Consider the following 26485-nt stretch of genomic DNA (forward strand, 5'->3'; position numbering starts at 1 on the left):
CCGGCGCCGCCGCGCGGGCCCGGACGGGGTCGCGCGGCACCGGTCAGCGGGTCACTGCTTAGACGTCCTGACAGGGCGCCGACGGTCCTTACTGTTAGGACCTCTTGGGCCCGGTACCGGCGCGCAGCGGGGTGACGGTCACCTTGCCGTGCTGGCAGACCGGGCCGAACGACCAGGTCGCCACCTTGTACCGGGTCTCGTCGGGCGGCGTGACCTCCGTCGAGGCCGGCACCGGCTCGCAGTTGCCGCTCTGCGACTCGTCGCCGGCCGGGATGGCCGCCCAGCTGGCCGTCGCGTACACGCTCGCGCCGGCCGGTACGGACACCAGCGTCGGTTTCACGCTGCCGTCCCGTACGACGGTGGTCTTGATCTTGTCGCCGGAGCCGGTGAGCAACTGCATCCCCGGGTACCCGTACGCCCGGCAGGCGGTGCCGCCGGTGTTGGTGAGGACGACGGCGGCGTAGTGCGTGCCCGCGGCGGCGCCCATCGCCTTCGTGACGATCTTCAGCGCGGCGGTGTGGCAGCGGTCCGGGCCCGCCGCGGTCGGCGACGGCGACGCGGACGTCGGGTCGCCCTTCGACGGCGCCGTCGACGGCGTCCCGGATCCGCCCGACGCGGCGCCGGTGCCGCCCTGCCTGCCGCAACCGGCGGCCAGGCCGGTCAGGAGGACCACCCCGGCGGCGGCCAGACAGTACCGCCGGGCGAGAACGGAACGCTTCCGCATGGCGACCTCCCGCGGTCGGGTCCGGCCGCCCGGTGCGGAACACCGACGCATGTCCCGCGGACGGCCTCAGACCGGCGATCCTAGCGGGATTTGTCCGGCCTCGCCCCGCAATCAGCCCCGCCGACGCCCGCCCCGCGTGGTACGGCGCGACTTCACCGCCGCGGCCGTCGACTCCAGGTTCCGCCGGGTACGTCCCCGGTTGCGTGCGGCGACCCCGACGAACAGGCAGTCCACCACGGTCAGCTGCGCCAGCCGGCTCGCCGTCGCCCCCGACCGGTACGTGGTCTCGCGCGCGGCGGTGGTCAGCACCAGGTCGGCCACGTCGGCGATGGCCGAGCGCGGAAAGTTCGTCAGGCCGATCGTCGTCGCGCCCCGCTCGCGCGCCTCGGCCAGTACGTCGACACAGTCGGTGGTCGCGCCGGAGTGCGAGATCCCGAACGCCACGTCGCCCTTGCCGAGCAGCGCGGCACTCGTCAGCGCGGTGTGCGTGTCGGGCCAGTAGTACGCGGTGCGGCCGATGCGGTGCAGCTTCTGCTGGAAGTCGGCCGCGACGAAACCGCTCGCACCGACGCCGAACACGTCGATGCGGCCGGCCGAGGCGAGCGCCGCGACCGCCTCCTCGCACGCCCGTACGTCGAGCTGGTCGGCGGTCTCCTCGACGGCGCGGGCGTCGTTGAACGCGATCGTCGCGACGATCTGCGCCATGTCGGCACCCGGCGGGATGTCACCGCCGACGACCCGCGCGTCCGGCGGCTCGACCCGGCGGGCGGCCTCGGCGGCCAGCCGGATCCGGAGCTGCGGGTATCCGGCCATGCCGACGGACCGGCAGAACCGGATGACGGTGGCCTCGGACGTACCGGCCGCGGAGGCAAGCTCGGTGATGGTCTGCCGCGCCGCGGCGGCCGGATCGGCCGTGACCAGGCGGGCGACCCGCTGCTCCGCCGGCGACAGCGACGGCAGCAACCCGGTGACGTGGACGATCAGCCCGCCCTGCGCCCCGCCGCGCGCGTCCGACGCGTCGTCGGCGGAATCCTTCGCATTCTTCGACACTCGCGAACGTACTTTCACTCTCGGGTACAGGTCAAACTTCGGCCCGCCGGCGCGCCGACGCGACAACCGGACAGCGAGAGGTCGTGGGCATCAGGCCACCCCGATCCACCGTTCCCGGGTGTAGGGGACAAGTAAAGCTCACGCCCCACCGGTACGGCACAGCAGGTCACCGCGGTACCCGGGGCGCGGGTCCACGCACCCCGGGTACCGGCGGTCAGGGGCGGGCGTGCCAGGCGGCCAGCAGCGCCGACTCGTCCTCGGCCGTGATGCCGCCGTCGCGCTCGTGCGGGCGCCACGACTCGCGGGTCCAGGCCAGCGTGTCCCGCGCCGTCTCCGCCAGGTCCCGCGTACGCAGGCCGGCGGCCAGCGACCGCGTCACGTCCCGCCGCAGGAACCCGCCGTACTCCGGGAGCGGCAGCCACAGCGGCAGCGACCGCTTCCCCGCCCACGGGTTGACGCCCTGCTCCACCAGGAACTCCTGGTCCACCCAGGTCAGCTTCGGCTCGACGCCGACCCCGGCGGCGATCCGGGCCAGGAACTCGCGCATCGGCACCGGCGCGCCCGTCCCGTCGTACGCACCGGCGAGGCCGTCGACGCCCGCCCGGACGATCCAGTCGGACAGATCCCGTACGTCGATCACCTGGACCGGCCGGTCCGGGTCGCCGGGCGCCAGCACCTCGCCGCCACGGGCCAGCCGGTCCGGCCAGTACCCGAAGCGGACGACGGAGTCGCGCGGCCCGACGATCAGCCCCGCCCGGCACAGGAACGACCGGTCGGCGCCCATCGCGTCGACGACCGCCACCTCGCAGGCGCGCTTGCAGATCCCGTAGTTCTCCTGGTCCGACTCGTCGACGTCGGCGGGCGCCGGCGCCACCAGCGGCGCGGTGTCGGCGACCTGACCGGGCGTCGCGTCGTCCGAGTACACGTTGCAGGTCGACACGAACGTCCAGTGCCCGACCCGGCCGGCCAGCGCGGCCAGCGCCGACCGCACCTCGCTCGGCCGCCGCGCCACGTCCACCACCGCGTCGAACTCACCAGTCAGCCCGTCGTACCCGCCGGGTTCCGCGCGGTCCGCCCGGACGAACCGGACACCCTCCGGCGGCTCCCCGGACCGGCCGCGGGCCAGGCACGTCACGTCGTGCCCGGCGTCCCGGGCCGCCTCGGCCACCGTCCGCGACAGCATCGCGGTTCCTCCCAGTACCAGCGTTCGCATCGGGTCGCCCTCTCCTCGTCGTACGGTCACCCGATGCTCGCCGCCCGGACCCCGCCACGCCCGGTACGTTCGCCGGCAGCGGATACGCCGACAGCGGAATCCGCGGGACGCACCGGAAAAGCAGCCCGACCGTTCCGGCCGTTTCCGGTACATCGAGCCGTTCCGCGCGCCAGGATCGAAAGATGATCGTCCTCAAGCGCGTGTACGAGGAAGCGGCGAGCGCCGACGGCAAGCGGGTCCTGGTCGACCGGCTCTGGCCGCGCGGGCTCGCCTCGCAAGACGCCGACTTCGACTGGGAGAAAGCCGTCGCGCCGTCCGACGCGCTCCGCATGTGGTACGGCCACACCCCGGAGCGGTTCGCCGAATTCACCCGGCGGTACCGGGAGGAACTGACCTCGCCGGACCGCGCCGAGGCGGTCGAACGGCTCGCCCGGCTCGCCGAGTCCGGCACGCTGACCCTGCTCACCGCCACCAAGGACCCCGAGCACAGCCAGGCCGAAGTACTCAAGGAGGTCCTGCAGGAACGGGCCAGCCAGTCACCCGCCACTTAGGCATAGGCTTACCGCCGTGACAGGACACCTCGTCTGGATCGACTGTGAAATGACCGGCCTGGACCTGCGCCGCGACGCTCTCATCGAGGTCGCGGCGCTGGTCACGGACGCCGAGCTGACCGTGCTCGGCGAGGGCGTGGACATCGTGATCAAGGCGGACGACGCGCTGCTCGACGGAATGACCGAGGTCGTCCGGGACATGCACGCCAAGTCCGGCCTCACCGAGGAGGTCCGCGCCTCCAGCATCTCGATGGCCGAAGCCGAGGACACCATCCTCGACTACATCACCACACACGTCCCCGACCGGCGGACCGCGCCGCTCTGCGGCAACTCCATCGCCACCGACCGCGGCTTCCTCGCCCGCGACATGCCCCGCCTCGACGACCACCTGCACTACCGCATGATCGACGTCTCGTCGGTCAAGGAACTGTGCCGCCGGTGGTACCCCCGGGCGTACTTCGGGCAGCCGCAGAAGGGCCTCGCCCACCGCGCCCTCGCCGACATCAAGGAAAGCATCCGCGAGCTCGCGTACTACCGGCAGGCCATCTTCGTACCCCCGCCCGGCCCCGACGTCGAGACCGCCAAGGCCCTCGCCGCCGCCCTCCCCGACCCCACCGAAACCCCGTAGCCGACCCCATCCGAACACCCGCTATCATGAACCGGCGCACCTGAGCCAGGCGCGCGATGGTGGCTGTAGCTCAGCTGGTAGAGCACCGGGTTGTGGTCCCGGGTGTCGTGGGTTCAAGTCCCATCAGTCACCCTTCTCTCGGGGCGAGATGTGTCCGCACAGTACGCGGACCATCTCGCTCCGGTTTTCTTTCCGGGGGCGCAGCCCCCGGGCCCCGCGCCGGCGGGGCTTCGCCCCCCGGCACCCCCGCTCCCGTCACCGGTTCCCCAACCACCGTCCGTACCGGGGGCCTGCCCGGTAGTCCGCTGCCTTCACCGGGCTGCACTCACCCGACTGACCGGAGCGTCCCGCTCCGCTGTGCTTCCCGGGGGCGCAGCCCCGGGCCCCGCGCCGGCGGGGCTTCGCCCCCCGGCACCCCCGCTCCCGTCACCGGTTCCCCGACCACCGTCCGTACCGGGGGCCTGTCCGGTTGTCCGCTGCCTTCACCGGGCTGCACCTCACCCGACTGACCGGAGCGTCCCGCTCCGCTGCGCTTACCGGGGGCTCAGCCCGCGACACCCCGCTCCAGCCATCGGTTCCCCGACCACCGGGCCGCTGTCACCCCACGCGACCTGTCCGGCCTTCCGGTAGGCCGCCGCGGGCGGCCGGGCGCCTCCATCGGACCCACGACCCGGCCCACCAGGCCATGCCACGGTTGCCCGCGGCGGAACGTCTGGCACCTCGACCGAACTGCACCCGCCCCACTCGAACTGCATCCACCGACCGGCCCTGTCCAGATGACCCGCGTCGGGATCGTCAGGCACCCATCGCGCTTGGGCCGACCTACCGGGCTCTGCTTGGTACCGCCGTCGGATGGGCGGGCTGCTCGGCTGACTCGATCCGACCGGCCATGCTGGGCTCGATGCCCCGCCTTCGACGCCGGCGCAGTACCACGGTTGGGCGCGGTGATCGCCCTGGCCCGACATGCGAGCTGAGGGGTACCAGGGCGTGGGAATCGAGGCGTGGGGCTGGCATCGGGACGTTCGACGTAGCAGGTGGGTACTGGCCTGTTCTCGGGGGTTTCCGCAGGCGCCGAGATGTGCGGGGAAACGCGAGCTTTCCTCGTACTGGCAGCGCTTGGTGGGTCGGGGCATAGCGGGGCGAAACGGCGCCATCGCGGGGTACGTCGGGTACGGGACGGAGCGGCGGGGCACAAGAGCGGCGAACCCGGGAAACGGCGGGTACCAAGGCGGAACGTCGCCGACCATCCGAATCCGCCCACCGCTCAGCCAGGGGGTGGGGGGTCTTTGGTCCCAACGGTTGGGGCCGAACGGTCAGCACCGTCACCCGCCACGCGTGCCTAGGCTGTTCCCAGCGGCGTCGGCCGGGCTCTTCTGGGGGGTGGGGCGCGGTACGACCGCCACGATCGGGTGCTGACACGGCTGGATGAGCTGGGTCTCGTTCGAGGATCGAGGCGTGACACGTCGCCGGTCCGGGTACCTGGTCCGATGAGCCCGTCCCCCGATGTTCTGGGGGGTGCACCGGGGGACGGGCCCGTCCTTTTCGCTTGGGGCGCAACGAATCCGACACCTCGTGCGTGTTCGCGCGTTACGGTACGCGGGGCGCGGACGCGACGCCTGTTCCGTCCACATCGGACTGTCCAAGGTGGACAGCGGCGGTCAGCCGGTCCGGTCCGGGGCGGTCACGTTGCGGTGCACCGGCCCGTGCGACTGCTCGCAGTACGGCTCGGCCTCGGTGCGCGCGAGGTCGTCGGCGTGGTCGACCTGCAGCGTGGTGTGTTCGATGTGGTAGCCGTCGCGCAGCGTCCGCTCCATGTCCCGCCGTACTCCGTGGCAGTCGTGGCCGGGACGAACGAGGACGTGCGCGGACAGCGCCGGCTCGCCGGACGTGATGGTCCAGACGTGCAGGTCGTGGACCTCGTCGACCCCGTCGAGCCCGGCGAGGCGGTGGCCGAGCGCGGTGGTGTCGAGCCCGGCGGGCGCGGCCTCCAGGAAGACCCGGCCGGAGTCGCGGAGCAGTCCGATGCCCGCGCGGGCCATGAGTACGACGACGACGAGGGTGGCGATGGCGTCCGCGCGGGCGTACCCGGTGAGGACGATGACCAGCCCGGCGACCGCCGTGCCGATGAACGCGAACAGGTCGTTCAGGATGTGCTGGTACGCGCCGCGCACGTTCAGGCTGGTGCGGTTGGCGCGGCTGAGCAGCCAGGTGGCGGCGATGTTGACGACGACGCCGGCGAGCGCGGTGCCGAGCACGAGCCCACCGGTGACCTCGGGCGGGTTGACGAGCCGCCGGACCGACTCGTACCCGAGCCAGACGGCGAGGAGCAGCAGGGTGAGCCCGTTCGCCTGGGCGGACAGGATCTCGGCGCGCCGGAACCCGTAGGTGAAGCCGCCGCGCGGCGGGCGGGCGGCGAGCCGCATGGCGATCAGGGCGAGCGCGATGGACGCGGCGTCGGTGAGCATGTGCGCCGCGTCGGACAGCAGTGCCAGCGACCCGGCGAGGACGCCGAGGACGACCTCGGCGGCCATGAACGCGACGATCAGCACCAGCGCGGCGGTCAGCCAGCGCCGGTCGGCACCTGCCGTGACTCCGTGTTCGTGTCCCGCTCCCACGCCGGCCAATATATGCGCACATTGCTATATGTGCAAACGGCGGCTCGACGGGCGCCCGCCGTCGATCCGGCAAAACCGTGCCCGGGAGACCGAGCAGGACTATGGTCCATGGTTAGGGCGCGGTCGCGGGGCGATTCGCGCAAAACGGCCAGCCCGCAGCGCCTCGAAAACCCAGTCGCAGAGCCATTTCGCCAGACCGGACCATGCTTGCGGAGGCTGGCCATGACCGTCACGGCACCGAAACCCGGCGGTGAACTCACCCCGCGGCCCATCGTGTCCCGGCCGTACCCGGTGTACCAGGGCGTACGCGGCTCCTGGCTCGCCCGTACGCTCCGGACCACCGACGCGAAGCAGATCGGGATCATGTACATGGTCACCGCGTTCGGCTTCTTCATCGTCGCCGGCGTGATGGCCCTGCTGATGCGCGCCGAGCTGGCCCGCCCCGGCCTCCAGTTCCTGTCGACGGAGCAGTACAACCAGCTGTTCACCATGCACGGCACCATCATGCTGCTGCTGTTCGCGACGCCGATCCTGTTCGCCTTCGCCAACTACATCGTGCCGTTGCAGGTCGGCGCGCCCGACGTGGCGTTCCCCCGCCTCAACGCCTTCGCGTACTGGGCGTACCTGTTCGGCGGCCTGCTCGTCCTCGCCGGCTTCGTCGCGCCCGGCGGCGCGGCCGACTTCGGCTGGACCGCGTACCAACCGCTCGCCGACGCGACCAACTCGCCCGGCGTCGGCGGCAACCTCTGGTACGTCGGGCTCGCCATCTCCGGCCTCGGTACGATCCTCGGCGGCGTCAACATGGTCACCACGATCCTGACGCTGCGCGCGCCGGGCATGACGATGTTCCGGATGCCGCTGTTCACCTGGGCCATCCTCATCACCAGCCTGCTCGTACTGATGGTGTTCCCGATCCTCGCCGCCACGCTCGCCGGCGCCCTCGCCGACCGGATACTCGGCGCGCACGTGTTCGACTCCGCCACCAAGGGCGGAATCCTGTGGCAGCACCTGTTCTGGTTCTTCGGCCATCCCGAGGTGTACGTGGTGGCGTTGCCGTTCTTCGGGATCATCTCCGAGGTGATCCCGGTGTTCAGCCGCAAGCCGCTGTTCGGGTACAAGGGGATGGTCGGCGCGCTGATCGGGATCGCGGCGCTGTCGATGACGGTGTGGGCGCACCACATGTTCGCCACCGGCCAGGTGCTGCTGCCGTTCTTCTCGTTCCTCACCTTCCTCATCGCGATCCCGACCGGCATGAAGTTCTTCAACTGGATCGGGACGATGTGGCGGGGATCGGTGACGTTCGAGTCGCCGATGCTGTTCTGTCTCGGCTTCCTCGTCACGTTCCTGCTCGGCGGGCTGTCCGGCGTGCTGCTCGCCTCGCCGCCGATCGACTTCCACGTCACCGACTCGTACTTCGTCGTCGCGCACTTCCACTACGTACTCTTCGGCACCATCGTCTTCGCCGTGTACGCCGGGGTCTACTTCTGGTTCCCCAAGATGACCGGCCGGATGATGGACGACCGGCTCGGGAAGCTGCACTTCTGGCTGACGTTCATCGGGTTCCACACGACGTTCCTGGTGCAGCACTGGCTGGGCGCCGAGGGCATGCCGCGCCGGTACGCGGACTATCTGCCGTCCGACGGCTTCACCACGCTCAACATGGTGTCGACGATCGGCTCGTTCATCCTCGGGATCTCGCTCCTGCCGTTCCTGTGGAACGTCTACAAGTCCTACAAGTCCGGCCCCATCGTGGAGGTCGACGACCCCTGGGGCTACGGCAACTCGCTGGAGTGGGCGACGAGCTGCCCGCCGCCGCTGCGCAACTTCGACCGGATGGTACGGATCCGCAGCGAGCGGCCGGCGTTCGACCTGAAGTTCCCGGAACTGCGCGACGAGCCGCCGACCACCGCGACCACGATGGCGGACGTCGCCGCGGCCGAACACTCCACTGTGGAGGGTTCGCGGCCGGAGGGTTCGGGGCCGGAGGGCGAGCGCCGGGACGGTGGCGCGCACCGCGCCGAGGACTGACGCACGGGCCCGACCGCTCCGGTCGGGCCCCCGCCGTTCAGTGGTGGAAGGCGTGCATGCCGCCACCCGAGCGGCGGCCACCGTCCCGCTCCAACTGCGCCACCGTACGCGTCAGGGTGTCCAGCAACAGGTCGGCGAGGTCCCGGCTGAAACTGTTGCGCACCACCACACGCAGCACGGCGAGGTCGGTCCGGTTCTCCGGGAAGGTGTACGCCGGCACCAGCCAACCGCCCTCGCGCAGCCCGCGCGACACGTCGAACACGTCGTAGCCGGTGACACCGTCGGCGAGGCGTACCGCGAAGACCGGCAGCTCGGAACCGTCGGTGACCAGCTCGAACTGGGGCAGCGCGGCGATCCGGCCGGACAGGTACATGGCGACGTCGCGGCACGCCTGCTGCACCGCCTTGTACCCGGCCCGGCCGAGCCGCAGGAAGTTGTAGTACTGGGCGACGACCTGCGCGCCGGGCCGCGAGAAGTTCAGCGCGAACGTCGGCATCTCGCCGCCGAGGTAGTTCACCTTGAACACCAGGTCGTCCGGCAGCGCCTCCTCGTTGCGCCACACGATCCACCCCACACCCGGGTACACCAGCCCGTACTTGTGGCCGGAGGTGTTGATGGACGCGACCCGCCGCAGCCGGAAGTCCCACGGCAGCTCGGGATCGATGAACGGGGCGATCATCGCGCCGGACGCGCCGTCCACGTGCACCGGTACGTCCGGGCCGCCGCGCGCGGCCAGATCGTCGAGTACGCCGGCGATCTCGGCGACCGGCTCGTACGAGCCGTCGAACGTGGAGCCGAGGACGGCGACCACGCCGATGGTGTTCTCGTCGCAGTGCGCCACGGCTTCGGCGGCGTCCAGGTGGAACCGTTCGCCGGACATCGGCACGTACCGCGGCTCGACCTCGAAGTAGTTGGCGAACTTCTCCCAGCAGACCTGGACGTTGACGCCCATGACGAGGTTGGGCCGGTCGGTCGACTTGCCCGCGGCGCGGCGCGCGTGCTGCCAGCGGCGCTTGAGCGCGAGCCCGCCGAGCATCGCCGCCTCGCTCGACCCGGTGGTGGAGCAGCCGGTGGCGTGCGTGTGGTCCGGGCTGTGCCACAGGTGCGCGAGCATCGAGACGCAGCGCGCCTCCAGCTCTGCGGTCTGCGGGTACTCGTCCTTGTCGATCATGTTCTTGTCGAACGACTCGGTCATCAGTACGCGGGCCTCGGGTTCCATCCACGTGGTGACGAACGTGGCGAGGTTGAGCCGCGCGTTGCCGTCGAGCATCAGTTCGTCGTGGATGATCTCGGCAGCGGTCGCGGGCAGCATCTCGTTGTCCGGCAACCGGTTCCGCGACACGGACCTCGTCTCCGCGGTCCGTGCGTACATCGGGTTGATGTCGAGATCCGGCCGCCCGACCGGATGCGTCCGCTTGACTGCCATCGCACTCCCCCACAGATGCGCCGGTTGCCCGTCATCATCCTCCGATGGGCCGCGCGAACGGCGGGAAACGCGGCGATCGACCGCCCCTTTTGGTAGGAAAGTTACGGCGTTTGATGTCTTGACGCATGAGATCGCCGTTGACATCATTGCCCCATTCGCCCCCGTACCTGTCGCCATGGCGATGACCACACCCCTCGGAGGTCACATGCGACAGACCCACCAGATCCCCCGGTAGCACCAGATCCGCGCGCCGATCCCCACGGCGCCGCACCACCACCGCGCCCTGCCCCTCGGCACGCGGTGGCCCGCCCCGGGTCCACACAGTCCACTGTGGACTGTCCGTACCCATCCTCGCGGTGCCGGTCGCGCACCGGCACGCCGTACCGCCGCACCGGTCGCGCCGATCCCCCGACCGGGCGGTACGGCGTGCCCGTGGTACGGCCGGATCGCCTGGCACGAAAGGGTTTCCCGTCATGGGCTGTTCCAACAGCGCATCCCCCGCGTACGGCGAGATGTCGTGGTTCTGCTGCGGCGCCGCCTGGGGTCCGTGCGGTTCCGCCGGCGGCGGCGCCTGCGGTACCTGCAACTCCGGCTCGCACCAGTGCGCATGGCCGCACGCCTCCGACGCCTGCTACAACATCACCCAGCCGTACGCCTGCGGCCACAACCTCGCGCTCCGCGGCTGCGGCCACGTCTTCTACGTCACGAACCGGTGCAACGGTTCCTGCGTCAGCGCCAGCGTCGCCGACTGCGGCCCGAACACGCACCAGTTCTGCGGCGAGTCGCACTGCTGCGGCTCCACCTGCGGTACCGACCGGCTGATCGACCTCACGCCGTCGGCGTTCAGCGCCATCGCCAGCCTGTCCAGCGGCCTCCTGCCGTGCCGGATCGACAGTTGAGGAGGGGGACGACATGGACGCCATGGACCGTCGGCGGCTGCTGACCTCCGCCGTACTCGGGACCGCCGGGCTCGCCACCGCCACCGCGCTCGGCCCGCTGTCGCCGGAGCCCGCGCACGCCTCCCCCGCGCTTCCCGCGACGGAGCCGGTCGTGGAGGACCCGAACTTCGCCGAGGGCCGGATCACCGGCATCTCCGGCACCATGCTGCTCGTGACCGGCTCGGACACGGTGCTGCACCGGATCCGGGTCACCAACGGTACGAGCATCTGGAAGCTGTACCCGACGACGTTCGACGCGGTCGACGTCGGCGACGGCCTCTACGCCCGCGGCGTACGGATGGCGGACGGGACGCTCGCCGCGGATTCGTTGTGGGTCAACATCGTCAGCATGTCGGTGCAGATCACCGCGATCGGCAACGGCTGGCTGCACCTGGACCACGACAACAAGCGGATCGTCGGCCGGGTCGTGCCGGGGCGTACCGCCGCGGTGTACCGGGACGCGCCGACCACCGGTGACCTGTCGAAGCTGCGGGTCGGCCGCCACGCGCACATCATCGGCGCGTGGCGGCCGGACACCAACGAGGTCGACCTGGCCACCGTCTACGCGGGCACGGTGGCGGGATGACCGTGCCGGCCGCCGTCCAGCCGCTGCTGCTGGCCCTCGTCCTCGCCGCCTCCGCCCGCGTCAAGCTGACCAGCCGTACGGCCCGCAGCCGCGCGACCGGTACGGCGCTGGCGGCGATCGTGGGCAAGCGCCGCGCCCCGCTGGCGTACGGGATGGTCGGCGGGGTCGAGGCGGTCGTCGCACTGGCGCTGCTCGCCGGCGGTGTTCCCGTTGTGCCGCAACGGATCGGGGCGGCGCTGGCGGTCGCGGCGAGCACCGCTTTCGTCGGCTACCTCGGCTACGCGCGGCTGTTCGCGCCGGACTCGTCGTGCGGCTGCGTCAGCGCGCGGCAGGCGCCGATCCGGTGGCGGTCGTTCGCGCGGGCCGTACTGCTGCTCGCCGCGTCGGTGGTGGCGCTGGTCGCCGGCACCCCGTGGCCGGCGGCGGTCGCCCGGCCGTACCTGGCGGTCGGGGTGCTCGTGGTGGAGCTCGCCGCGGTGGCGCTGCTGTCGCCGGAACTCGACGAGCGGTGGCTGTTCCCGGTGCGCCGCCTGGTACTCCGGGTCCGGCCGCACCCGCTCGCCGGCCTGGCGTACGACCTGCCGCTCGCGTCCACGGTGCGGCAGCTCGAACGCAGCCCCGCGTACCGGGAGGTGGGTGGCCGGTTGCGCAGCGACGTGCTCGACCACTGGGACGAGGGCGAGTGGCGGATCGTCTGCTACCGCACGGATTCCGCCGCCACGGCGGTGTTCGCGGTACCGCGGCTGCGCTACGACCCCGACTCGGTACGCGTCGCCGTGGTCACCGATCCCGAGCCCGTACCGGCCTGACGTGCCGCCCCGGTGAGAGGCCGGGGCGGCGTGCGGCGCCCCGCGTGGACGGTCGGCGTCACGCGGGGAGTACCGCCGCCGAGGTCCGGGTGCGATCGTCCGATGTGGACTGTCGCGCCCGGACCGCCGTCGCGGCGTCCTGCTCGATCAGGTCGGCGTTGACCATCGCGCCCGCGCGGGCGCCCGCGGCCGCCGCGGTGATGAGCTGCCCGGGCGGGTCCGCGGCGTTGCCGACCGCCCACACCCCCGGCACGCTGGCCCGACCGGTCTCGTCGGTGTCGATCCAGGTACCCGTCGGGCCCTCGCGCAGCGCCAGGCCCAGCGCGTCCGGCAGCGTCCGGTCCACCTGCATCCGGCTGCCGGCGAACAGCGCCGCACGCGGGTGTTCGGTACCGTCGGCGAGCCGTACCGCGGTCAGGTGGTCGTCCTCGACGGTGACGCCGGTGACGCGCCCGTCGACCACCCGTACGCCGATCGCGTCGAGCATGGCGCGGTCCTCCGCCGACACCTCCGCGGTGTGCGGGAACAGCACCACGTCGGCCGACCACTGCCGGAGCAGCTGCGCGCGGTGCGTGGTCATCGGCCCACCGAGTACGCCGATCGGCCGGTCCGCCACCTCGTACCCGTGGCAGTACGGGCAGTGCAGGACGTCGCGTCCCCAGCGCTCGGCCAGGCCCGGGATGTCCGGCAGCTCGTCGCGTACGCCGCCGGCGAGTACCAGGCGGCGCGCGGTGACCGCGGAGCCGCCGGCCAGTACGGCGTGGAAGCCGTCGCCGGTGCGGGTCACCGCGGTGACGGTGCCGGTCCTGATCTCGCCGCCGTAGCCGGCGACCTCGGCGCGGCCGGCGGACAGCAGCTCGGCCGGCGCGGCGCCGTCCCGGGACAGGTACCCGTGCAGGTGGGCGGCGGGTGCGTTGCGCGGGTTTCCGGCGTCCACCACCAGTACGCGGCGGCGGGCCCGGGTGAGGACGAGCGCCGCGCTGAGCCCCGCCGCGCCACCGCCGACCACCAGTACGTCGTGATCCATCGTGTGTCACCTCCGCCGCGAGCGTGCCGGGCGTGGCGCGGAGTCGACAAGCTTCGTTGCCGGTACGGCAAATGACCGCGCGGTTCGGCGGACAGCGGGCCGGCGCCGGCGCACGGTGGAGGGAGCGACGCCCGGGTGCCGCCGGCCACACTTTGATTCGTGGAATATTGCTTAGGCAACTATAGTTGGTGCCGGCAGGACCGAAGGGGTCCGCAGCGACGACACCGAGGAGCACGCCATGCCAGCGGTCACCGTGGAGAATCTTCTGGTTCTGCCCCGCGTACCCGAGATCGCCCCGACCCAGGTCGACCGCGAGGTCCGCTCCGTCACGACCGCGCCCGCCGGCTTCGAGGGCGAAGGCTTCCCGGTCCGGCGCGCGTTCGCCGGCGTCGACCTGAAGGACCTCGACCCGTTCATCCACATGGACCAGATGGGCGAGGTGGAGTACGCGCCGGGCGAGCCCAAGGGTACGCCGTGGCACCCGCACCGCGGCTTCGAGACCGTCACGTACATGATCGACGGGACGTTCCAGCACCACGACTCGAACGGCGGCGGCGGGCTCATCACCGACGGCGACACCCAGTGGATGACCGCCGGCGGCGGCATCCTGCACATCGAGAAGCCGCCGGAGTCGCTCGTCGTGTCCGGCGGGCTGTTCCACGGCTTCCAGCTCTGGGTCAACCTGCCCGCCAGCCTCAAGATGACGCAGCCGCGGTACCAGGACATCCGGGGCGGCGAGGTCGCGCTGCTGTCGTCGACCGACGGCGGGGCGCTCGTCCGCGTCATCGCCGGCTCCGTCGGCGACCACGACGGCCCCGGCGTCACCCACACCCCGATCACCCTCGTACACGCCACCGTCGCCGCCGGCGCGCGGCTGCGGATGCCGTGGCGCACCGACTTCAACGCCCTCGTGTACGTGCTCGCCGGGCGCGGCACCGTCGGACCGTCCCGGCGACCCGTCGAATCCGGCCAGCTCGCGGTGTTCGGCCCCGGCGACACGATCACCGTCGACGCCGCCGACACGCAGGAGTCGCGCAGCCCGGCCCTGGAAGTACTGGTGCTGGGCGGGGCGCCGATCCGCGAACCCGTCGCCGCGTACGGGCCGTTCGTCATGAACACCCGCCGCGAACTGATCCAGGCGTTCGAGGACTACCAGGCCGGCCGGCTCGGATCCATCCCCGCCGAGCCGCACCCCGGACACGACGTCCTCTGACCCATCCGGTACGTGGGCGGCGTCGCTGGGCGCCGCCCACGTCCTGTCGTACCGGCTACTTTCGTTGCGGCGCCTCGCTGTGCGGTGTCCACCTCGGTGCCGGGCGCGGGTGCCGGCGCGGGAAGTGCGGGAAAGGGCGCCACCCTCTCCCGCACTCTCTCCTGTCCCAACGGGCTCCGTGTGATCCCGACGTAAGCGGGGTTCTTCCTTGCCCGGTCACCGTCTCCCCGGGTGTTGCCCGTGCACCGGTGCCGGGCCCTCGACGTTCTACTTCCGCTCAGCGGCGCGGTTTCCTGGAGGTCGCGGCGCGCTTCGCGGCCGACTTGGTGGGCCGCTTGGCGGCCGACTTCGTCGGGCGCTTGGCGGGAGTGCGGCTGGTTGCCTTGGCCGACTTCGTTGCCGGGGCCTTCGCCGCGGCCTTCGTGACCGTCGCCTTCTTCGCGGGCGCCGTACGGGTGGCCGACTTCGTCGCACGCTTGGCCGGAGCCTTCGCCGCGGACTTCGTTGCGCGCTTGGCCGTGGTCTTCGCCGCCGCCGTCTTCCTTGTGGTACTTGCCTTTGCGGGTGCCACCTTCGTGGTCGTCTTCGCCGCGGCCTTGGTCGTAGCGGCCTTGCGGGTCGTGGCCTTGGCGGTACGGGTGGACTTCGCGGGAGCCTTGGCGGCTGCGCGGGTCGTCTTGGCCGGCGCGGTCTTCGCCGTCGCGCGGGTCGACTTCGTCGCGGGCGTGGCCTTCGTCGTCGTCTTCGCCGTCGCGCGGGTGGCCTTGGCGGTGGCGGACTTCGCCGCCGTTGCGGCCTTCGTCGCCTTGGCGGTCGCCGCCTTGGTTGCCTTGGTGGCGGCCGCCTTCGTCGCCTTGGCCGCGGACTTCGTCGCCTTGGTGGCGGTCTTGGTCGCGGGGCGGGCGGTCTTCGTGGTCGGGGCCTTGGGTGGTTTCTTCTTTCCGGTCACCAGATCCTTGAACGTCTGGCCCGGACGGAACGCCGGAACGGACGTCTTCCGCAGTTTCACCGGCGCTCCGGTACGCGGGTTCCGTGCCGTACGAGCGGAACGGGCGCGTTTCTCGAAGACGCCGAAGCCGGCGATGGAAATGGTGCCACCCTTGGCAACGGTGCGTTGGATCTCGTTGAGTACGGCGTCGAGCGCCTCGGTGGCCTGCTTCTTGTCGCCGATGCGCGCGGTCAGCGCGGTGACGAGCTCTGCCTTGTTCACGACATCTCCCATACGAGGTCGGTGAGCATGTGGCTGCCTTGTGGAACAGTATGCACACAGATTGCTCAACTGACCACATAGGACAGCTCGCGGAATTCCGCGTGGCTATGGACGATCGGCCCGCGGAGATGTGTCCTAATGCGACGGTGAAAGGCCGGAACCGTTTGCCCGCAACGGTTCTAGAGGCCGAGTGCGCGGGCGCGGGCGCCGGCCTGGAAGCGCGATTCGGCGCCGAGCAGATCCATCAGTTCGGCGACCCGGCGCCGGTAGGTACGAAGGGAAAGGCCGAGAGTGCGGGCGGCGGCCTCGTCCTTTCGGCCGGCGGCAAGCTCGCGGAGGATGGCGCGGGTTTCGGGGCGCAGCGCGGGAATCCCCGCCCGTGCGTACTCGGCGAGCGGGACGGCCTGCTCCCACGCGGCGTCGAACAGCGCCCGTACGCCGGCGACGACGCCGGGGGACGTGACGAGGGTGAAGGTGCGCGCGGCGTCGGCGCCGGTGTCGGCGAGTACGGCGAGGCGGTGGTCGACGACGATGGTCTCGCGCGGCAGATCGGCCCGGCAGATACGGATCCGGGCGCCGCCGGCGGCCACGGTGGCGAGGTGCGCGACGGAGCGGTCGTCGTCGAGTACGGCCGGGCTGAACAGCTTCCGCACGATGCCGGTGGGTGGCGCGGTCATCCGCATCCGGTCGGCGAGCCGCTCCCGGATGCCGCTGCGGTCCCAGGTGTTCAGGTCGGTCGCGGCGCACAGGAACTCCTCGCGCGGCGCGACGAGCAGGTGTCCGGCGCGGGCGACCAGCTCGTCCTCGCCCCGCACCGTCACCACGTCCGTCACGTACCCGAGTCTACGTGGCACGTTGCTGCCAGACCGCGGCACGGACGGGCGTACCGGGGCACGGTGGGGGCATGACGAACGAGTTCCGGTTGGGTGACCTGACGGTGCGGCGGATGGGGTTCGGCGCGATGCGGACGCCGATGGCGGACCGGGAGACCGCGCTCGCGGTACTGCGTACCGCGGTGGAGTCGGGGGTCGACCACATCGACACGGCCGACTTCTACCGGTGGAACGGCCAGGCCGCCAACGAACTGATCGGCGCCGCGCTGCGGCCGTACCGGAAAGGGTTGGTGATCGCGACGAAGGTCGGCCCGATCCCGGGCCGGCCGAACGGGTTCCCGCGGGAGGGCACGATCGACGACCTGGTCCCGTCGGTCGAGCGGAACCTGCGCGAGCTGGGGCGCGACCACCTCGACCTGGTGTACCTGCGGGTGGGTGGGATCGACGGCCCGCCGGACGAGTCGGTCGCCGACCGTTTCGCGGTACTCGCCGGCCTGCGCGAGCGCGGGCTGGTCCGGCACCTCGGGCTGAGCAACGTACACGCGGGGCACCTGGCGGAGGCGCGGGCGATCGCGCCGGTGGTCGCGGTGCAGAACGAGTTCCACGTGGCGGACCGTTCCGACGACGCGGTACTCGCGGCCTGCGCGGCGGCGGGCATCGCGTACGTGCCGTACTTCCCGCTCGGCGGTGGGCGTACGTCGATCGGGTCGGCGGCGGTGTCGGCGGTGGCGGCGCGGCACGGGGCGACCGCCGCGCAGGTGGCGCTGGCCTGGCTGCTCGCGCGCTCCCCGGTCGTCCTCGCCATCCCCGGTACGTCGTCGCCGGCGCACCTGGCGGAGAACCTGGCGGCGGCCGACCTCGTACTGACCGGCGCGGACCTCGCGCGACTCGCCGGCTGATTCCGGCGGTTCCTGGCGGGCGGCCGCCGGCGTCGGGTAGCATTCCCGATTAACCCTACAGTTTTGATGGGGAATGTGCCGACGGGTGGTCGAGGAGTGCGCGTGGCGCGACCGGTGGTGGTGATCGGCGACGGGGCCAGCGGGGTGCTGGTCGCGCTCGCCCTGTCGCGCCGCGGCGTCGGCCCCGTGCTGCTCGTCGGCGACGGCAGCACCCCCGGCGCCGGCTGCGCGTACGGGACCACCGAGCCGTACCACCTGCTCAACGCGCGCGCGGGGACGATGAGCGCGCGGGCCGACGTACCGGACGATCTGGTGGGGTGGAGCCGGACCACGAGCCGGCCCGTCGACGCCGACGCGTTCCTGCCCCGCCGGCGGTACGCGGGATACCTGGCGGACCGGCTCGGCTCGCTGCCCGGCACCGACCGGGTCGCCGGCCGGGCCGTCGGGCTGCGCGAGGACGCCGGCGCGGTCGAGGTGACGCTCGCCGACGGGCGCCGGATCGGCGGTGACGCGGCCGTGCTCGCCGTCGGGCACGCCGCCCCGGCCACCCCGCGCGTACCCGGGCTGGCCGGAAACCCCTGGTACGTGGCGGATCCGTGGGCGCCGGGCGCGCTCGACCGGATCACCTCAGCCGACCGCGTCGTCCTGCTCGGTACCGGGCTGACCGCCGTCGACGTGGCGCTCGTCGTACACCGGCGGCGGCCGGACGGGCGGCTGCGGGCGCTGAGCCGGCACGGCCTGCTGCCCGCCGCGCACCGTACCGACCCGCCGGAAACGGTGCGGTTGAGTCGGATCCCGACGACCACCACGGGACTGCTGCGTGCGGTACGGCGGGCGGTCGCGGCCGGCGCCGACTGGCGTGCGGTCGTCGACGGGCTGCGCTGCGACGCCGGCCCCGCGTGGCAGGCGCTGTCCCCGGTCGAGCGGGACCGCTTCCGCCGCCACGTCGACCGGTACTGGCAGGTGCACCGGCACCGGATGGCGCCGCCGGTCGCGACCGCGGTCGACGCGATGCGCGACGCCGGCACGCTCACCGTCACCCGCGGCACCCTCGCCCGGGTCGAGTCCGGCCGGAACGGCCTCACCGCGACCTGCGCGGACGGCAGTACGGTCCACTGTGGACTGTTGGTGAACTGTACCGGGCCGGGCAGGTGGGCCACCGGAACCGATCCGCTCGCGGTGTCGGTCCGCGGCACCGGCCTCGCCCGGCTCGACGACTCCGCGACGGGGCTGCGCTGCGACGCGTACGGCCGGCTCGCCGGCAGCGGTCGGGTCTTCGCGCTCGGACCGCCCCGGCTCGGCGACTCCTGGGAGACCACCGCGATCCCGGAGATCCGCGCCCAGGCCGACACGATCGCCGCCGCCCTCGCCGCCGTCCCCGCGCGCCGCCCCGCGGCGTGACCACCGCGGCACCGCCGCACCCAGCGATCCGGAGACTTCCCTTGCCCACCAGTACATCCACGAACCCCGCCACGCTCGTCCGCCGGTACGCCGCGGTCGGGTACACGCCCGTCTTCGACGCGGAGAACCGCTGGTTCCGGCGGCTGCACGCGGACGCCGACCACGAGGCGTGGCTGCTCACCTGGCTGCCCGGCCAGGGCACCGACCTGCACGACCACGGCGGCGCGTCCGGCGCGTTCACGGTCCTGCGCGGCACGATCGCCGAGGACGTCGTCGCCCCGAACGGGCTCACCACGGTCAGCTGGACCGAACGCGAGGTCCGCCCGTTCGGACCGCACCACGTGCACCGGGTACACAACGCCGGCGACGCGCCCGCCGTCACCCTGCACGTGTACGCCCCCGGCCTCACCGCCATGTCCCAGTACTCCTACGCCAACGGCGAACTGACGCTGGTGCGTACCGACCGGGCGGGGGTGGACTGGTGACGGCCACGATCGACCGGATGCTCGCGCAGGCCCGCGCACGGCTCGACCGGCTGACACCCGAGCGGGCGTACGAGGCGGTGCACGACGGCGCCGTACTGGTGGACATCCGGCCGGCCGGGCAGCGCGCCGAGGAGGGCGTCGTACCGGGGGCGTTGATGGTCGAGCGCAACGTGCTGGAGTGGCGGTTCGACCCGACCTCGCCGCACCGGCTCGCCGAGGCCACCGACCACGACGTCCGCGTGGTGGTGCTGTGCTCGGAGGGGTACACGTCGTCGCTGGCCGCGGCGAGCCTGCAGGATCTGGGGCTGCGGCACGCGACCGACGTGGCCGGCGGCTTCCGCGCCTGGCGCGACGCCGGCCTGCCCTGGCGCCGGTGACCCGGCCGGGTCAGGGCAGGTAGACGCGGCGGGCGGTGCCGTCGGCGACGAGACCGGCGAGGCGCTCGGCGTCGGGCAACCCGTCGAGTACGGCGGCGAGCGCGTCGCGGTACAGCAGCGCGGCGAGATGGTGGTGCTCGGCCAGGGCGTACGCGTCGGAGGAGTACAGGAGCTTGGTGAGGGGGGCGAGTTCGGTGACCTCCGCCAGGATCTCCGCGGTACGCCCGGCGGCGCCGTGCCCGGCGAGCCCCACGTCCACGAACACCGGGTCGTACGCCAGCGCCAGGTAACCCGCCTGCCGGTGGTACGGGTAGGTGTGCAGCAGCAGGACCGGTACGCCGGCCGGGGCGAGCGCGCGCAGCAGATCGGTCAGCAGCAACGGATCCGCGCGCGCCAGGTCGAGATCGGCGTCGCCGAAACCGGTGTGGAACTGCACCGGCAGCCCGGTGTCCACCGCCGTCCACACCAGGTACGCGTGCAGCACCGGATCCGCGATCCGGCCCGTACCACGGAGGCAGCGGTCCGCGGCCGCGGTCACCTCCGCGGCGCCCGGCCGCGCGCCCGGCAACGCCAGCCCACCCCGGTACGCGGCGATCGACTTCCACCCCACGACGTCCGGTGCCACCGCGGCGATCCGGTCGGCGACACCGGCCGCGAACCCCGCCGCCGACGTCCCGGCCAGCACCCCCTCGGCGATCGTCTCCAACCGTCCGATCCGGTACGCCGGCGCGCCCGCCGCGGCGCCCAGCTCGGCCGGCGACGTCAACGGCTCCGGCTCGTACCCGGTGTCCACGCACAGCCCGGACAGCACGGCGGCGCCGAGGAACCGCCGCGTCACCTCCGCGTACCCCAGCTCGGCGCGCCGCGCCAGGTACTCCCCCGCCGGTACGTCGGGCGGCAGGTCGAGTACCGGTGCGCACCAGCGTCGTACGGCGAGGCCGACGCGGGTGTCGAAGCGGCTGCCGCCCCACCGCCCCGCGGCACCACCCTCGGTCAGCAACGCCTCGAACCCGGCCCGGTCCAGGTCCCGGCGTACGACGCCGTGGCAGTGGTGGTCGAACAGGGCGAGAGGCTCCGTGACCCGCATCGCCCCACGGTATCCCGGGCTCACGGCGCCCCGGGGCACAGCATCGCGGGGCCGCCGCGCCCCGGACGCGCGACGGGCGAACCGGCCGCGGAGTGCGCGGAGGTGTCCTACGGTGGCGCTGACGAAGACGGGGAGGCGCCGTGGATGCAGCGGAACGGGCGGCCCGGGGCGCGCAGGCCCGGCAGCGGGCGGCGGCACTCGCCGGGCAGGGCGTCGAGGTGGTCGCGCTGACCTGGGTGGACACCAGCGGACTGACCCGGGTCAAGGCGGTACCGGTGGAGCGGCTGGAACACGCGGCGGCGTGGGGAGTCGGCGCGTCGCCGGTGTTCGACACGTTCCTGGTGGACGACTCGGCCGTGGTCGGCGGGTACGCCGGGGGCCCGGTCGGCGACCTGCGCCTGCACCCGGACCTGGCCCGGCTGACCGTGCTCGCCGCGCACCCGGGCTGGGCGTGGGCGCCCGCCGACAGGTACGACCAGGACGGTGCGCCGCATCCGGGTGACGCCCGGGACGCGGCCCGGCGCGCGGTCGCCCGGCTCGCCGCCGACGGGTACGAGGTGCGCGCGGCGTTCGAGGTGGAGTGGTGCGTGTCCCGCGGCGACGGGGACGGGTTCGTGCCCGCCGCCACCGGCCCCGCGTACGGGACGGGTCGGCTGGCCGGGCTCGCCGACCACCTGCGCGACGTGGTCACCGCGCTGCGCGCCGAGGGCGTCGCCGTCGAACAGATCCATCCCGAGTACGCGGCGGGCCAGTGCGAGGTGTCCGTCGCCGCCGGGTCACCGGTCGCCGCCGCCGACACCGCCGTCCTCGTACGGGAGACGGTGCGGGCGGTGGCGGCGCGCGCCGGGCTGCGCGTCACGTACGCGCCGAAGGTGCTCGCGGACGGGGTCGGCAACGGCGGGCACGTGCACCTGAGCCTGTGGCGGGACGGCGCGAACCTGTTCGCCGGCGGCGACCGGCGGTACGGGACGACCGCGGCCGGCGAGGCGTTCGCGGCCGGGATCCTCGACCACCTGCCCGCGCTGCTCGCCCTCGGCGCGCCGTCGGTCGCCAGCTACCTGCGGCTGATCCCGTCGCACTGGGCCGGGGCGTACCGGTGCTGGGGGCGGGAGAACCGGGAGGCCGCGCTGCGCCTCGTGACCGGCGCCGCCGGGGAACGGCACCGCGCGGCGAACATCGAGGTGAAGTGCTTCGACCAGGCCGCCAACCCGTACCTGGCGGTCGCCGGGCTGCTCGCCGCCGGGCACGCCGGGCTCGCCGCCGGCGCCACGCTCCCCGCGCCCGTCGACGTCGACCCCGCAACCCTGCCCGCCGGTACGGTCGAGCCGCTGCCGCGGGACCTCGCCGCCGCGGTCGCCGCGTTCGGCGCCGACCCGGTGCCCGCCGACGCGCTCGGCGCGCACCTCGCCGACACCGTCACCGCGGTACGCCTCGGCGAGGTCGCGCTGTTCGCCGACGCCACCGCCGACGAGGTCGTCGCGCGCACCCGCTGGCGCTGGTGACCCGCCTCAGTACTTGGTGACCGCGGCCAGCGTGGTCGGCGTGAACGCCCACGGCGGGCGCGACGGCCGGCCGTCGAGTACGTCGGTGACGCGGGCCGGGATCCCGTCGAGTACGGCGAGCGGACCGAACGCGCTGCGCTGGCGTACGCAGGCGCCGGCGCGGACCAGGGTGCCCGGACCGAGCCGGGCGCCGTCGCACACGATCGCGCCGGACTCGATCACCGAGTGCGCGCCGATCCGGCCGCCGTGCACCAGCGCGCCGGGCCCGATCACCACGTCGTCCTCGACGACGAGTTCCTCGTCGGGCAGCAGGTGCAGCACCGCGTTCTCCAGGATCTGCACGTTGCGGCCGAGCCGGATCGGGCCGCCGCCGTCCGCGGCGATCTTCACGCCCGCGGCGAGCACGCAGTCCGGCCCGATCTCGACGTCGCCGGTCACCTCGGCCGAGTCGAACAGCACGGCCGACTCGTGCACCCACGGCCGCTTCCCGTCGTACGCGTACAGATGACCCATGGTCGCTCCCGAGACGGGGCGCGCCGCGAGGCGCTGGTAGCCGTGGTCGGTCAGCCCGGTACGGTGCCCGCGCAGTCGCGCCAGCCGGGCCCGGTCCGCGTCCGTCGCCGACCGCACCGCGTGCGGTGGCCGGCCGGCCAGGACCGTACCGGCGGGGACGACCATGCCGGCCGGGATCACGGTGCCCTCCGCGAGGATGCAGCCGTCGCCCAGCCACGAACCGGGCAGCAGGATCGAGCCCGTACCGATCTCGCACAGGTCACCCACCCGGGCGCCGGACACGCTCACCCGGTGCCCGACCACGGTGCGCCGGCCGATCCGTACCGGATGGCGGGCGTCGCCCCAGACCGTCGCGTTCTCCCGGACCACGCTGTGGTGGCCGATCTGCACCGCCCGGTCGTGCGCGCGCACCACGACGCCGTGCCCGATCGACACGCCGGCACCGAGCCAGACCTCGCCCAGTACCACCGCCGACCCGGCCAGCGCCGCCACGGACTCCATCGCACGTCCTCCCCGCCCGCGACGGTAGTCGAGGAAAACCCTTGGGGTGGCGAGGATCCCGCGATTCATCCGCCCGCCGCGCCACGGGGCCGCAGCGTGCCGCCGCCCCGTGCCCGCCGCGCTCCACGTGCCCGTACCGGCCGGGTGGTCCCCCACCGGCCCCGGCGTGCAGGTCGCGCAGCGGCACCGGTTGCACGCGCCACGGCCGATTCCGGTTGAACGGCGCACCAGGTACGCACGCCTCAGGTACGCAGGCGGTAGAGGTCCTCGCCCGCGTCCCGGACGACGAGGGCGTCCGGGTCGGCCAGCCACGAGGCCACGTCGATCCCCGCCGGATCCCGGTACTCCAGCCCCACGGCGCGGGTGGTCGCCTCGTCGATGCCCGTCGCCAGGGTCACGGTGAGCCGGCAGCTCTCGCCGCGCTCGGCGCTCCACGTACCGTCGCCGCGCAGGTGGGTGGAGTGCGCGAGGACGCCCCACGGGTGGTGCCGGTAGCGGTCCCACTGGCCGGTGAAGTAGTCCCGGCAGTGGTAGCCGATGTCGGCGATCTCCGGGTGGGTGTGGCTGATCGTGCGGATGCCCGGCGCGTACAGCACGACCTCGCCGCCGTCCGCGACGACCGGCTCCACCTTGTACATGCCCTTCGCGCCGGTCCACAGCTCGTCGTACCGGTCGGACACGAGCGACAGCACCCGCCGCACCGGCCGGTCCAGGTACGTCACGTGCGCGGCGGCGGCCACCTCGGCGGCCCGCGCCCACGACTCCTCGGCCGATCCGTACGCGACGGAGTGCAGGTCGGTGCCGCCGGAACGGACGACCACCGACAGCGCCCGCCGCTCCGCCGGTACCAGCGCCGCTGCCTCGTCGATCAGCGCCCGCACCGGTGTCGTACCGGGGGTGCCGATGAGCGCGGCGGAGGTGATCAGCGCGCCGAGCCAGTGCGACACGTCGATCACGTCCGGCCCGGAGATCCCCGGGAACAGGTACTTGTTACCGCCCGAGAAGCCCACCACCTCGTGCGGGAACACCGGCCCGACGACCAGGACCACGTCGTGGTCGAGTACGGCGCGGTTGACGGTGACGTCCACGCCCTCGGTCAGCCGCCCGCCGGACAGTTCCGCGAGCCGCGACCCGTCGATCCGCCCGACCGTGGTCAGCTCGCGCCGGTCGTGGTCCCGCACCGTCGTCCCCGGGTACGGCCCGCCGACCAGTGCGGTGCGCCGGGCCGCGCCGAGCGGCGCGTGCGTACCGAGGGCGACGAGGACGTCGAGCGCGGTGGCCCGGCCGGCGAGCGCCTCGTGCACCGCGCCGACCAGCAGCGGCAGCGGGCAGCTCCGCGTCGCGTCCGGTACGAGGACCAGCACGCGGCGGCCGGTGTAGTCGTCGGCGGCGAGCCGGTCCAGCACGAACCGCCGTACGTCGGCCGGGTCGAGCACGGTGTCCGCCGACCCGATCCCGTCGGCGACGGCCACCGGCCCGGTTTCCTCAACCATGTCCATGGGTACTCCCGTCGGCGGAGTTGAGCCGGTCGAGCAGGGCGGTCAGTTTGTGCAGCAACGGTACGCAGATGTCCCGTTCGGCCGCCGTCATGTCCTGCCACACCCCGTCGAGCAGGTCGAGGAACAGCCCGCGCGCCGCGGCGAGCGTCGTACCGCCGGCGTCGGTGAGCCGCAGGACGCTGCCGCGGCCGTCGCTCGGGTCGGTCGCCCGCTCCACCAGTCCGCGTTCCACCAGTGCCCGCACGGTACGCGTGGCGGTCGGCTGGGCGATCCCGATGTCGGCCGCGACGGCGACCACGCCCTTCTCCCCGACCCGGTCGACCGCCTGCAGCGCGATGAGCTGCGCGGCGGACAGGTCGGTCAGCTGCCGCTGCACCCGCCCGCGGGTACGCCGGGCGGCCTGCATGAGGCCGGTGAGCGCCATGGCGAACTCCGGTACCGGCCCGTCGTCGCCCCGCGTCGTCGTCACGCTCCCGATCATCCTGCATGGCCGGGCCGGCAGCGTACGGCGAGGTCGGGCGACGCCGCGCGGTCCGGCGGGTTGCCAGGTGGTGAACCGGCCCTTGCGGCGGGACGGTCAAGTCCATAGCCTGCTATCTACATTGCACGCCGACGCCGTACGAAACACGGCCGAAACGGGTGATCGATGATGACCGTGGACAGCGGCCGGCGCCCCGACGCCGGCTCCCGGACCGGGGGCACGCTGCGCCGGATCATGGTCGGCGTGGACGGCAGTCCGGCCGGACGCGCCGCACTCCTCGCCGCGCGTACCGAGGCGGCCGCCGACGGGCTCGGCGTCATCGCCGTGCACGTACGCCGCGGGCTGAGTCCGGTGGAGGCGCTGGGCGCGACGTTCGCCGGTGCGGCCGGCGGCTGCTGGCTCGACTGCCGCGACGACGGCGAGCTGACCGCCTGGCTGGACTGCGTGCAGACGCTGGAGACCGCCGGCCTGCGCTGGCAGTTCCTGGTACGCGAGGGCGAGCCGGCGCGGGCGCTGCGCGCGGTGGCCGAGGAGTACCCGGTGCGGTCGATCCACCTGGCGGCGCGGCCCCGTCCGTGGTGGGCGCGCGGCTTCCACCACTGCCCGGCCCGCGCGCTGGAGAGCTACGCCGGCTGTCCGGTGCACGTCGCCGCGTACTCGACCGGGTGAACCGCCGCGAAACCGACACCCTCCAGGCGCTTCTCAGCTAGGCGGAGTATCTTGCCCGGAGCCGTCATCACCCCCCGCGGCGATTCCCACCTGGATGGGCGTTTCAGGGCGGTGCGGTGACGGGAGTGCCGCCCGAGAGGTTCGGGCCCGGGTACAGGTGTGAGGAGGTCCCGTTGGGTGGTCACCGACCGTCCCGAATGAAGCGCCGGCACGCCCCGTG

The 26485-nt window shown here is 73.1% G+C and carries 25 protein-coding genes and 1 tRNA gene; 14 read left to right on the forward strand and 12 right to left on the reverse strand.

The annotated features are described in order from the left end of the window. Nucleotides 1-94: 94 nt before the first annotated feature. The 3 genes from Aru02nite_RS10150 to Aru02nite_RS10160 all read right to left on the reverse strand — a co-directional run bounded on the left by Aru02nite_RS10150 (nucleotide 95) and on the right by Aru02nite_RS10160 (nucleotide 2987). Nucleotides 95-724 (reverse strand): DUF4232 domain-containing protein, encoded by a 630-nt coding sequence (locus Aru02nite_RS10150; RefSeq protein ID WP_203657043.1) that lies wholly within the window; start codon nucleotides 722-724, stop codon nucleotides 95-97. Nucleotides 725-835: 111 nt separating this feature from the next. After that, nucleotides 836-1708, reverse strand: a complete 873-nt coding sequence (locus tag Aru02nite_RS10155; RefSeq protein ID WP_203657100.1) for a MurR/RpiR family transcriptional regulator — start codon at nucleotides 1706-1708, stop codon at nucleotides 836-838. 280 nt (nucleotides 1709-1988) lie between these two features. Beyond that, nucleotides 1989-2987: an NAD-dependent epimerase/dehydratase family protein gene (locus tag Aru02nite_RS10160; protein ID WP_203657045.1), complete on the reverse strand. Its 999-nt coding sequence runs from the start codon at nucleotides 2985-2987 to the stop codon at nucleotides 1989-1991. A gap of 182 nt (nucleotides 2988-3169) precedes the next feature. On the opposite strand from Aru02nite_RS10160, the gene Aru02nite_RS10165 reads away from it, so the two are divergent. The 3 genes from Aru02nite_RS10165 to Aru02nite_RS10175 all read left to right on the forward strand — a co-directional run bounded on the left by Aru02nite_RS10165 (nucleotide 3170) and on the right by Aru02nite_RS10175 (nucleotide 4298). Further along, nucleotides 3170-3538 carry a DUF488 domain-containing protein gene (locus Aru02nite_RS10165; RefSeq protein WP_203657046.1) on the forward strand — a complete coding sequence of 123 codons (369 nt, stop codon included), beginning with the start codon at nucleotides 3170-3172 and terminating at the stop codon, nucleotides 3536-3538. A gap of 16 nt (nucleotides 3539-3554) precedes the next feature. Continuing rightward, complete coding sequence (gene orn, locus Aru02nite_RS10170; protein ID WP_203657048.1) at nucleotides 3555-4166, forward strand: oligoribonuclease; 612 nt, start codon at nucleotides 3555-3557, stop codon at nucleotides 4164-4166. A 59-nt stretch (nucleotides 4167-4225) separates the two neighbouring features. Next, nucleotides 4226-4298 (forward strand) — tRNA-His (locus Aru02nite_RS10175). 1526 nt (nucleotides 4299-5824) lie between these two features. On the opposite strand, the gene Aru02nite_RS10180 is transcribed toward Aru02nite_RS10175, so the two are convergent. Beyond that, on the reverse strand, nucleotides 5825-6781 hold the full coding sequence (locus Aru02nite_RS10180) for a cation diffusion facilitator family transporter (protein ID WP_239076583.1): 957 nt from the start codon (nucleotides 6779-6781) through the stop codon (nucleotides 5825-5827). A 222-nt stretch (nucleotides 6782-7003) separates the two neighbouring features. On the opposite strand from Aru02nite_RS10180, the gene ctaD reads away from it, so the two are divergent. Beyond that, nucleotides 7004-8809, forward strand: coding sequence for an aa3-type cytochrome oxidase subunit I (gene ctaD / locus Aru02nite_RS10185; protein ID WP_203657050.1), 1806 nt, complete (start codon nucleotides 7004-7006; stop codon nucleotides 8807-8809). 37 nt (nucleotides 8810-8846) lie between these two features. Here ctaD and gad read toward each other — a convergent pair whose 3' ends face one another. Further along, nucleotides 8847-10235 (reverse strand): glutamate decarboxylase, encoded by a 1389-nt coding sequence (gad, locus tag Aru02nite_RS10190; RefSeq protein WP_486303906.1) that lies wholly within the window; start codon nucleotides 10233-10235, stop codon nucleotides 8847-8849. Nucleotides 10236-10708: 473 nt separating this feature from the next. Between gad and Aru02nite_RS10195 the strand changes: the two genes are divergently transcribed. Genes Aru02nite_RS10195 through Aru02nite_RS10205 form a run of 3 tightly spaced genes read left to right on the forward strand, consistent with a single transcriptional unit; the run spans nucleotide 10709 to nucleotide 12568 of the window. Continuing rightward, the gene (locus tag Aru02nite_RS10195) at nucleotides 10709-11134 is read left to right on the forward strand and encodes an RlpA-like double-psi beta-barrel domain-containing protein (protein ID WP_203657052.1); all 426 of its coding nucleotides are present in this window, start codon (nucleotides 10709-10711) and stop codon (nucleotides 11132-11134) included. A gap of 13 nt (nucleotides 11135-11147) precedes the next feature. Then, the gene (locus Aru02nite_RS10200; protein ID WP_203657053.1) at nucleotides 11148-11759 is read left to right on the forward strand and encodes a cell wall protein; all 612 of its coding nucleotides are present in this window, start codon (nucleotides 11148-11150) and stop codon (nucleotides 11757-11759) included. Beyond that, complete coding sequence (locus Aru02nite_RS10205) at nucleotides 11756-12568, forward strand: MauE/DoxX family redox-associated membrane protein (RefSeq protein ID WP_203657056.1); 813 nt, start codon at nucleotides 11756-11758, stop codon at nucleotides 12566-12568. Before Aru02nite_RS10200 ends, Aru02nite_RS10205 begins: the two co-directional genes overlap by 4 nt. 58 nt (nucleotides 12569-12626) lie before the next feature. Here Aru02nite_RS10205 and Aru02nite_RS10210 read toward each other — a convergent pair whose 3' ends face one another. Beyond that, complete coding sequence (locus Aru02nite_RS10210; protein ID WP_203657058.1) at nucleotides 12627-13595, reverse strand: NAD(P)/FAD-dependent oxidoreductase; 969 nt, start codon at nucleotides 13593-13595, stop codon at nucleotides 12627-12629. A 238-nt stretch (nucleotides 13596-13833) separates the two neighbouring features. Here Aru02nite_RS10210 and Aru02nite_RS10215 point away from each other — a divergent pair, with 238 nt between their 5' ends. Then, nucleotides 13834-14808, forward strand: a complete 975-nt coding sequence (locus Aru02nite_RS10215; RefSeq protein ID WP_203657060.1) for a pirin family protein — start codon at nucleotides 13834-13836, stop codon at nucleotides 14806-14808. A 277-nt stretch (nucleotides 14809-15085) separates the two neighbouring features. Here the strand turns inward: Aru02nite_RS10215 and Aru02nite_RS10220 are convergent, their stop codons facing one another. Continuing rightward, a complete protein-coding gene (locus Aru02nite_RS10220; RefSeq protein WP_203657062.1) occupies nucleotides 15086-16018 on the reverse strand; it encodes an HU family DNA-binding protein in 933 nt (310 codons plus the stop codon). Between the two features lie 179 nt (nucleotides 16019-16197). Further along, nucleotides 16198-16851, reverse strand: a complete 654-nt coding sequence (locus tag Aru02nite_RS10225; RefSeq protein ID WP_203657064.1) for a DUF6879 family protein — start codon at nucleotides 16849-16851, stop codon at nucleotides 16198-16200. Between the two features lie 71 nt (nucleotides 16852-16922). Here Aru02nite_RS10225 and Aru02nite_RS10230 point away from each other — a divergent pair, with 71 nt between their 5' ends. The 4 genes from Aru02nite_RS10230 (at nucleotide 16923) to Aru02nite_RS10245 (ending at nucleotide 20013) form a co-directional block, all read left to right on the forward strand. Then, nucleotides 16923-17750, forward strand: a complete 828-nt coding sequence (locus Aru02nite_RS10230; protein ID WP_203657066.1) for an oxidoreductase — start codon at nucleotides 16923-16925, stop codon at nucleotides 17748-17750. Between the two features lie 102 nt (nucleotides 17751-17852). Beyond that, nucleotides 17853-19151 (forward strand): FAD/NAD(P)-binding protein, encoded by a 1299-nt coding sequence (locus tag Aru02nite_RS10235; RefSeq protein ID WP_203657067.1) that lies wholly within the window; start codon nucleotides 17853-17855, stop codon nucleotides 19149-19151. Between the two features lie 41 nt (nucleotides 19152-19192). Then, nucleotides 19193-19636 carry a cysteine dioxygenase gene (locus Aru02nite_RS10240; RefSeq protein WP_203657068.1) on the forward strand — a complete coding sequence of 148 codons (444 nt, stop codon included), beginning with the start codon at nucleotides 19193-19195 and terminating at the stop codon, nucleotides 19634-19636. Then, complete coding sequence (locus Aru02nite_RS10245) at nucleotides 19633-20013, forward strand: rhodanese-like domain-containing protein (RefSeq protein ID WP_239076584.1); 381 nt, start codon at nucleotides 19633-19635, stop codon at nucleotides 20011-20013. Before Aru02nite_RS10240 ends, Aru02nite_RS10245 begins: the two co-directional genes overlap by 4 nt. Before the next feature lie 10 nt (nucleotides 20014-20023). On the opposite strand, the gene Aru02nite_RS10250 is transcribed toward Aru02nite_RS10245, so the two are convergent. Further along, nucleotides 20024-21100: an amidohydrolase family protein gene (locus tag Aru02nite_RS10250; RefSeq protein WP_203657069.1), complete on the reverse strand. Its 1077-nt coding sequence runs from the start codon at nucleotides 21098-21100 to the stop codon at nucleotides 20024-20026. 140 nt (nucleotides 21101-21240) lie between these two features. Here Aru02nite_RS10250 and Aru02nite_RS10255 point away from each other — a divergent pair, with 140 nt between their 5' ends. Next, nucleotides 21241-22602 carry a type I glutamate--ammonia ligase gene (locus Aru02nite_RS10255; RefSeq protein ID WP_203657071.1) on the forward strand — a complete coding sequence of 454 codons (1362 nt, stop codon included), beginning with the start codon at nucleotides 21241-21243 and terminating at the stop codon, nucleotides 22600-22602. 6 nt (nucleotides 22603-22608) lie between these two features. Here Aru02nite_RS10255 and Aru02nite_RS10260 read toward each other — a convergent pair whose 3' ends face one another. The 3 genes from Aru02nite_RS10260 to Aru02nite_RS10270 form a co-directional block, all read right to left on the reverse strand. Beyond that, nucleotides 22609-23616 (reverse strand): gamma carbonic anhydrase family protein, encoded by a 1008-nt coding sequence (locus Aru02nite_RS10260; RefSeq protein ID WP_203657073.1) that lies wholly within the window; start codon nucleotides 23614-23616, stop codon nucleotides 22609-22611. A 242-nt stretch (nucleotides 23617-23858) separates the two neighbouring features. Beyond that, a complete protein-coding gene (locus Aru02nite_RS10265; protein ID WP_239076585.1) occupies nucleotides 23859-25115 on the reverse strand; it encodes a lactate racemase domain-containing protein in 1257 nt (418 codons plus the stop codon). Then, complete coding sequence (locus Aru02nite_RS10270) at nucleotides 25102-25584, reverse strand: MarR family winged helix-turn-helix transcriptional regulator (RefSeq protein ID WP_203657075.1); 483 nt, start codon at nucleotides 25582-25584, stop codon at nucleotides 25102-25104. The genes Aru02nite_RS10265 and Aru02nite_RS10270 overlap by 14 nt, the downstream gene beginning before the upstream one ends. A 180-nt stretch (nucleotides 25585-25764) precedes the next feature. Here Aru02nite_RS10270 and Aru02nite_RS10275 point away from each other — a divergent pair, with 180 nt between their 5' ends. Further along, nucleotides 25765-26265 (forward strand): universal stress protein, encoded by a 501-nt coding sequence (locus Aru02nite_RS10275; protein WP_203657077.1) that lies wholly within the window; start codon nucleotides 25765-25767, stop codon nucleotides 26263-26265. The last annotated feature ends 220 nt before the right edge of the window (nucleotides 26266-26485 follow it).

Source organism: Actinocatenispora rupis, from assembly GCF_016861975.1.
GTDB lineage: Bacteria > Actinomycetota > Actinomycetes > Mycobacteriales > Micromonosporaceae > Actinocatenispora > Actinocatenispora rupis.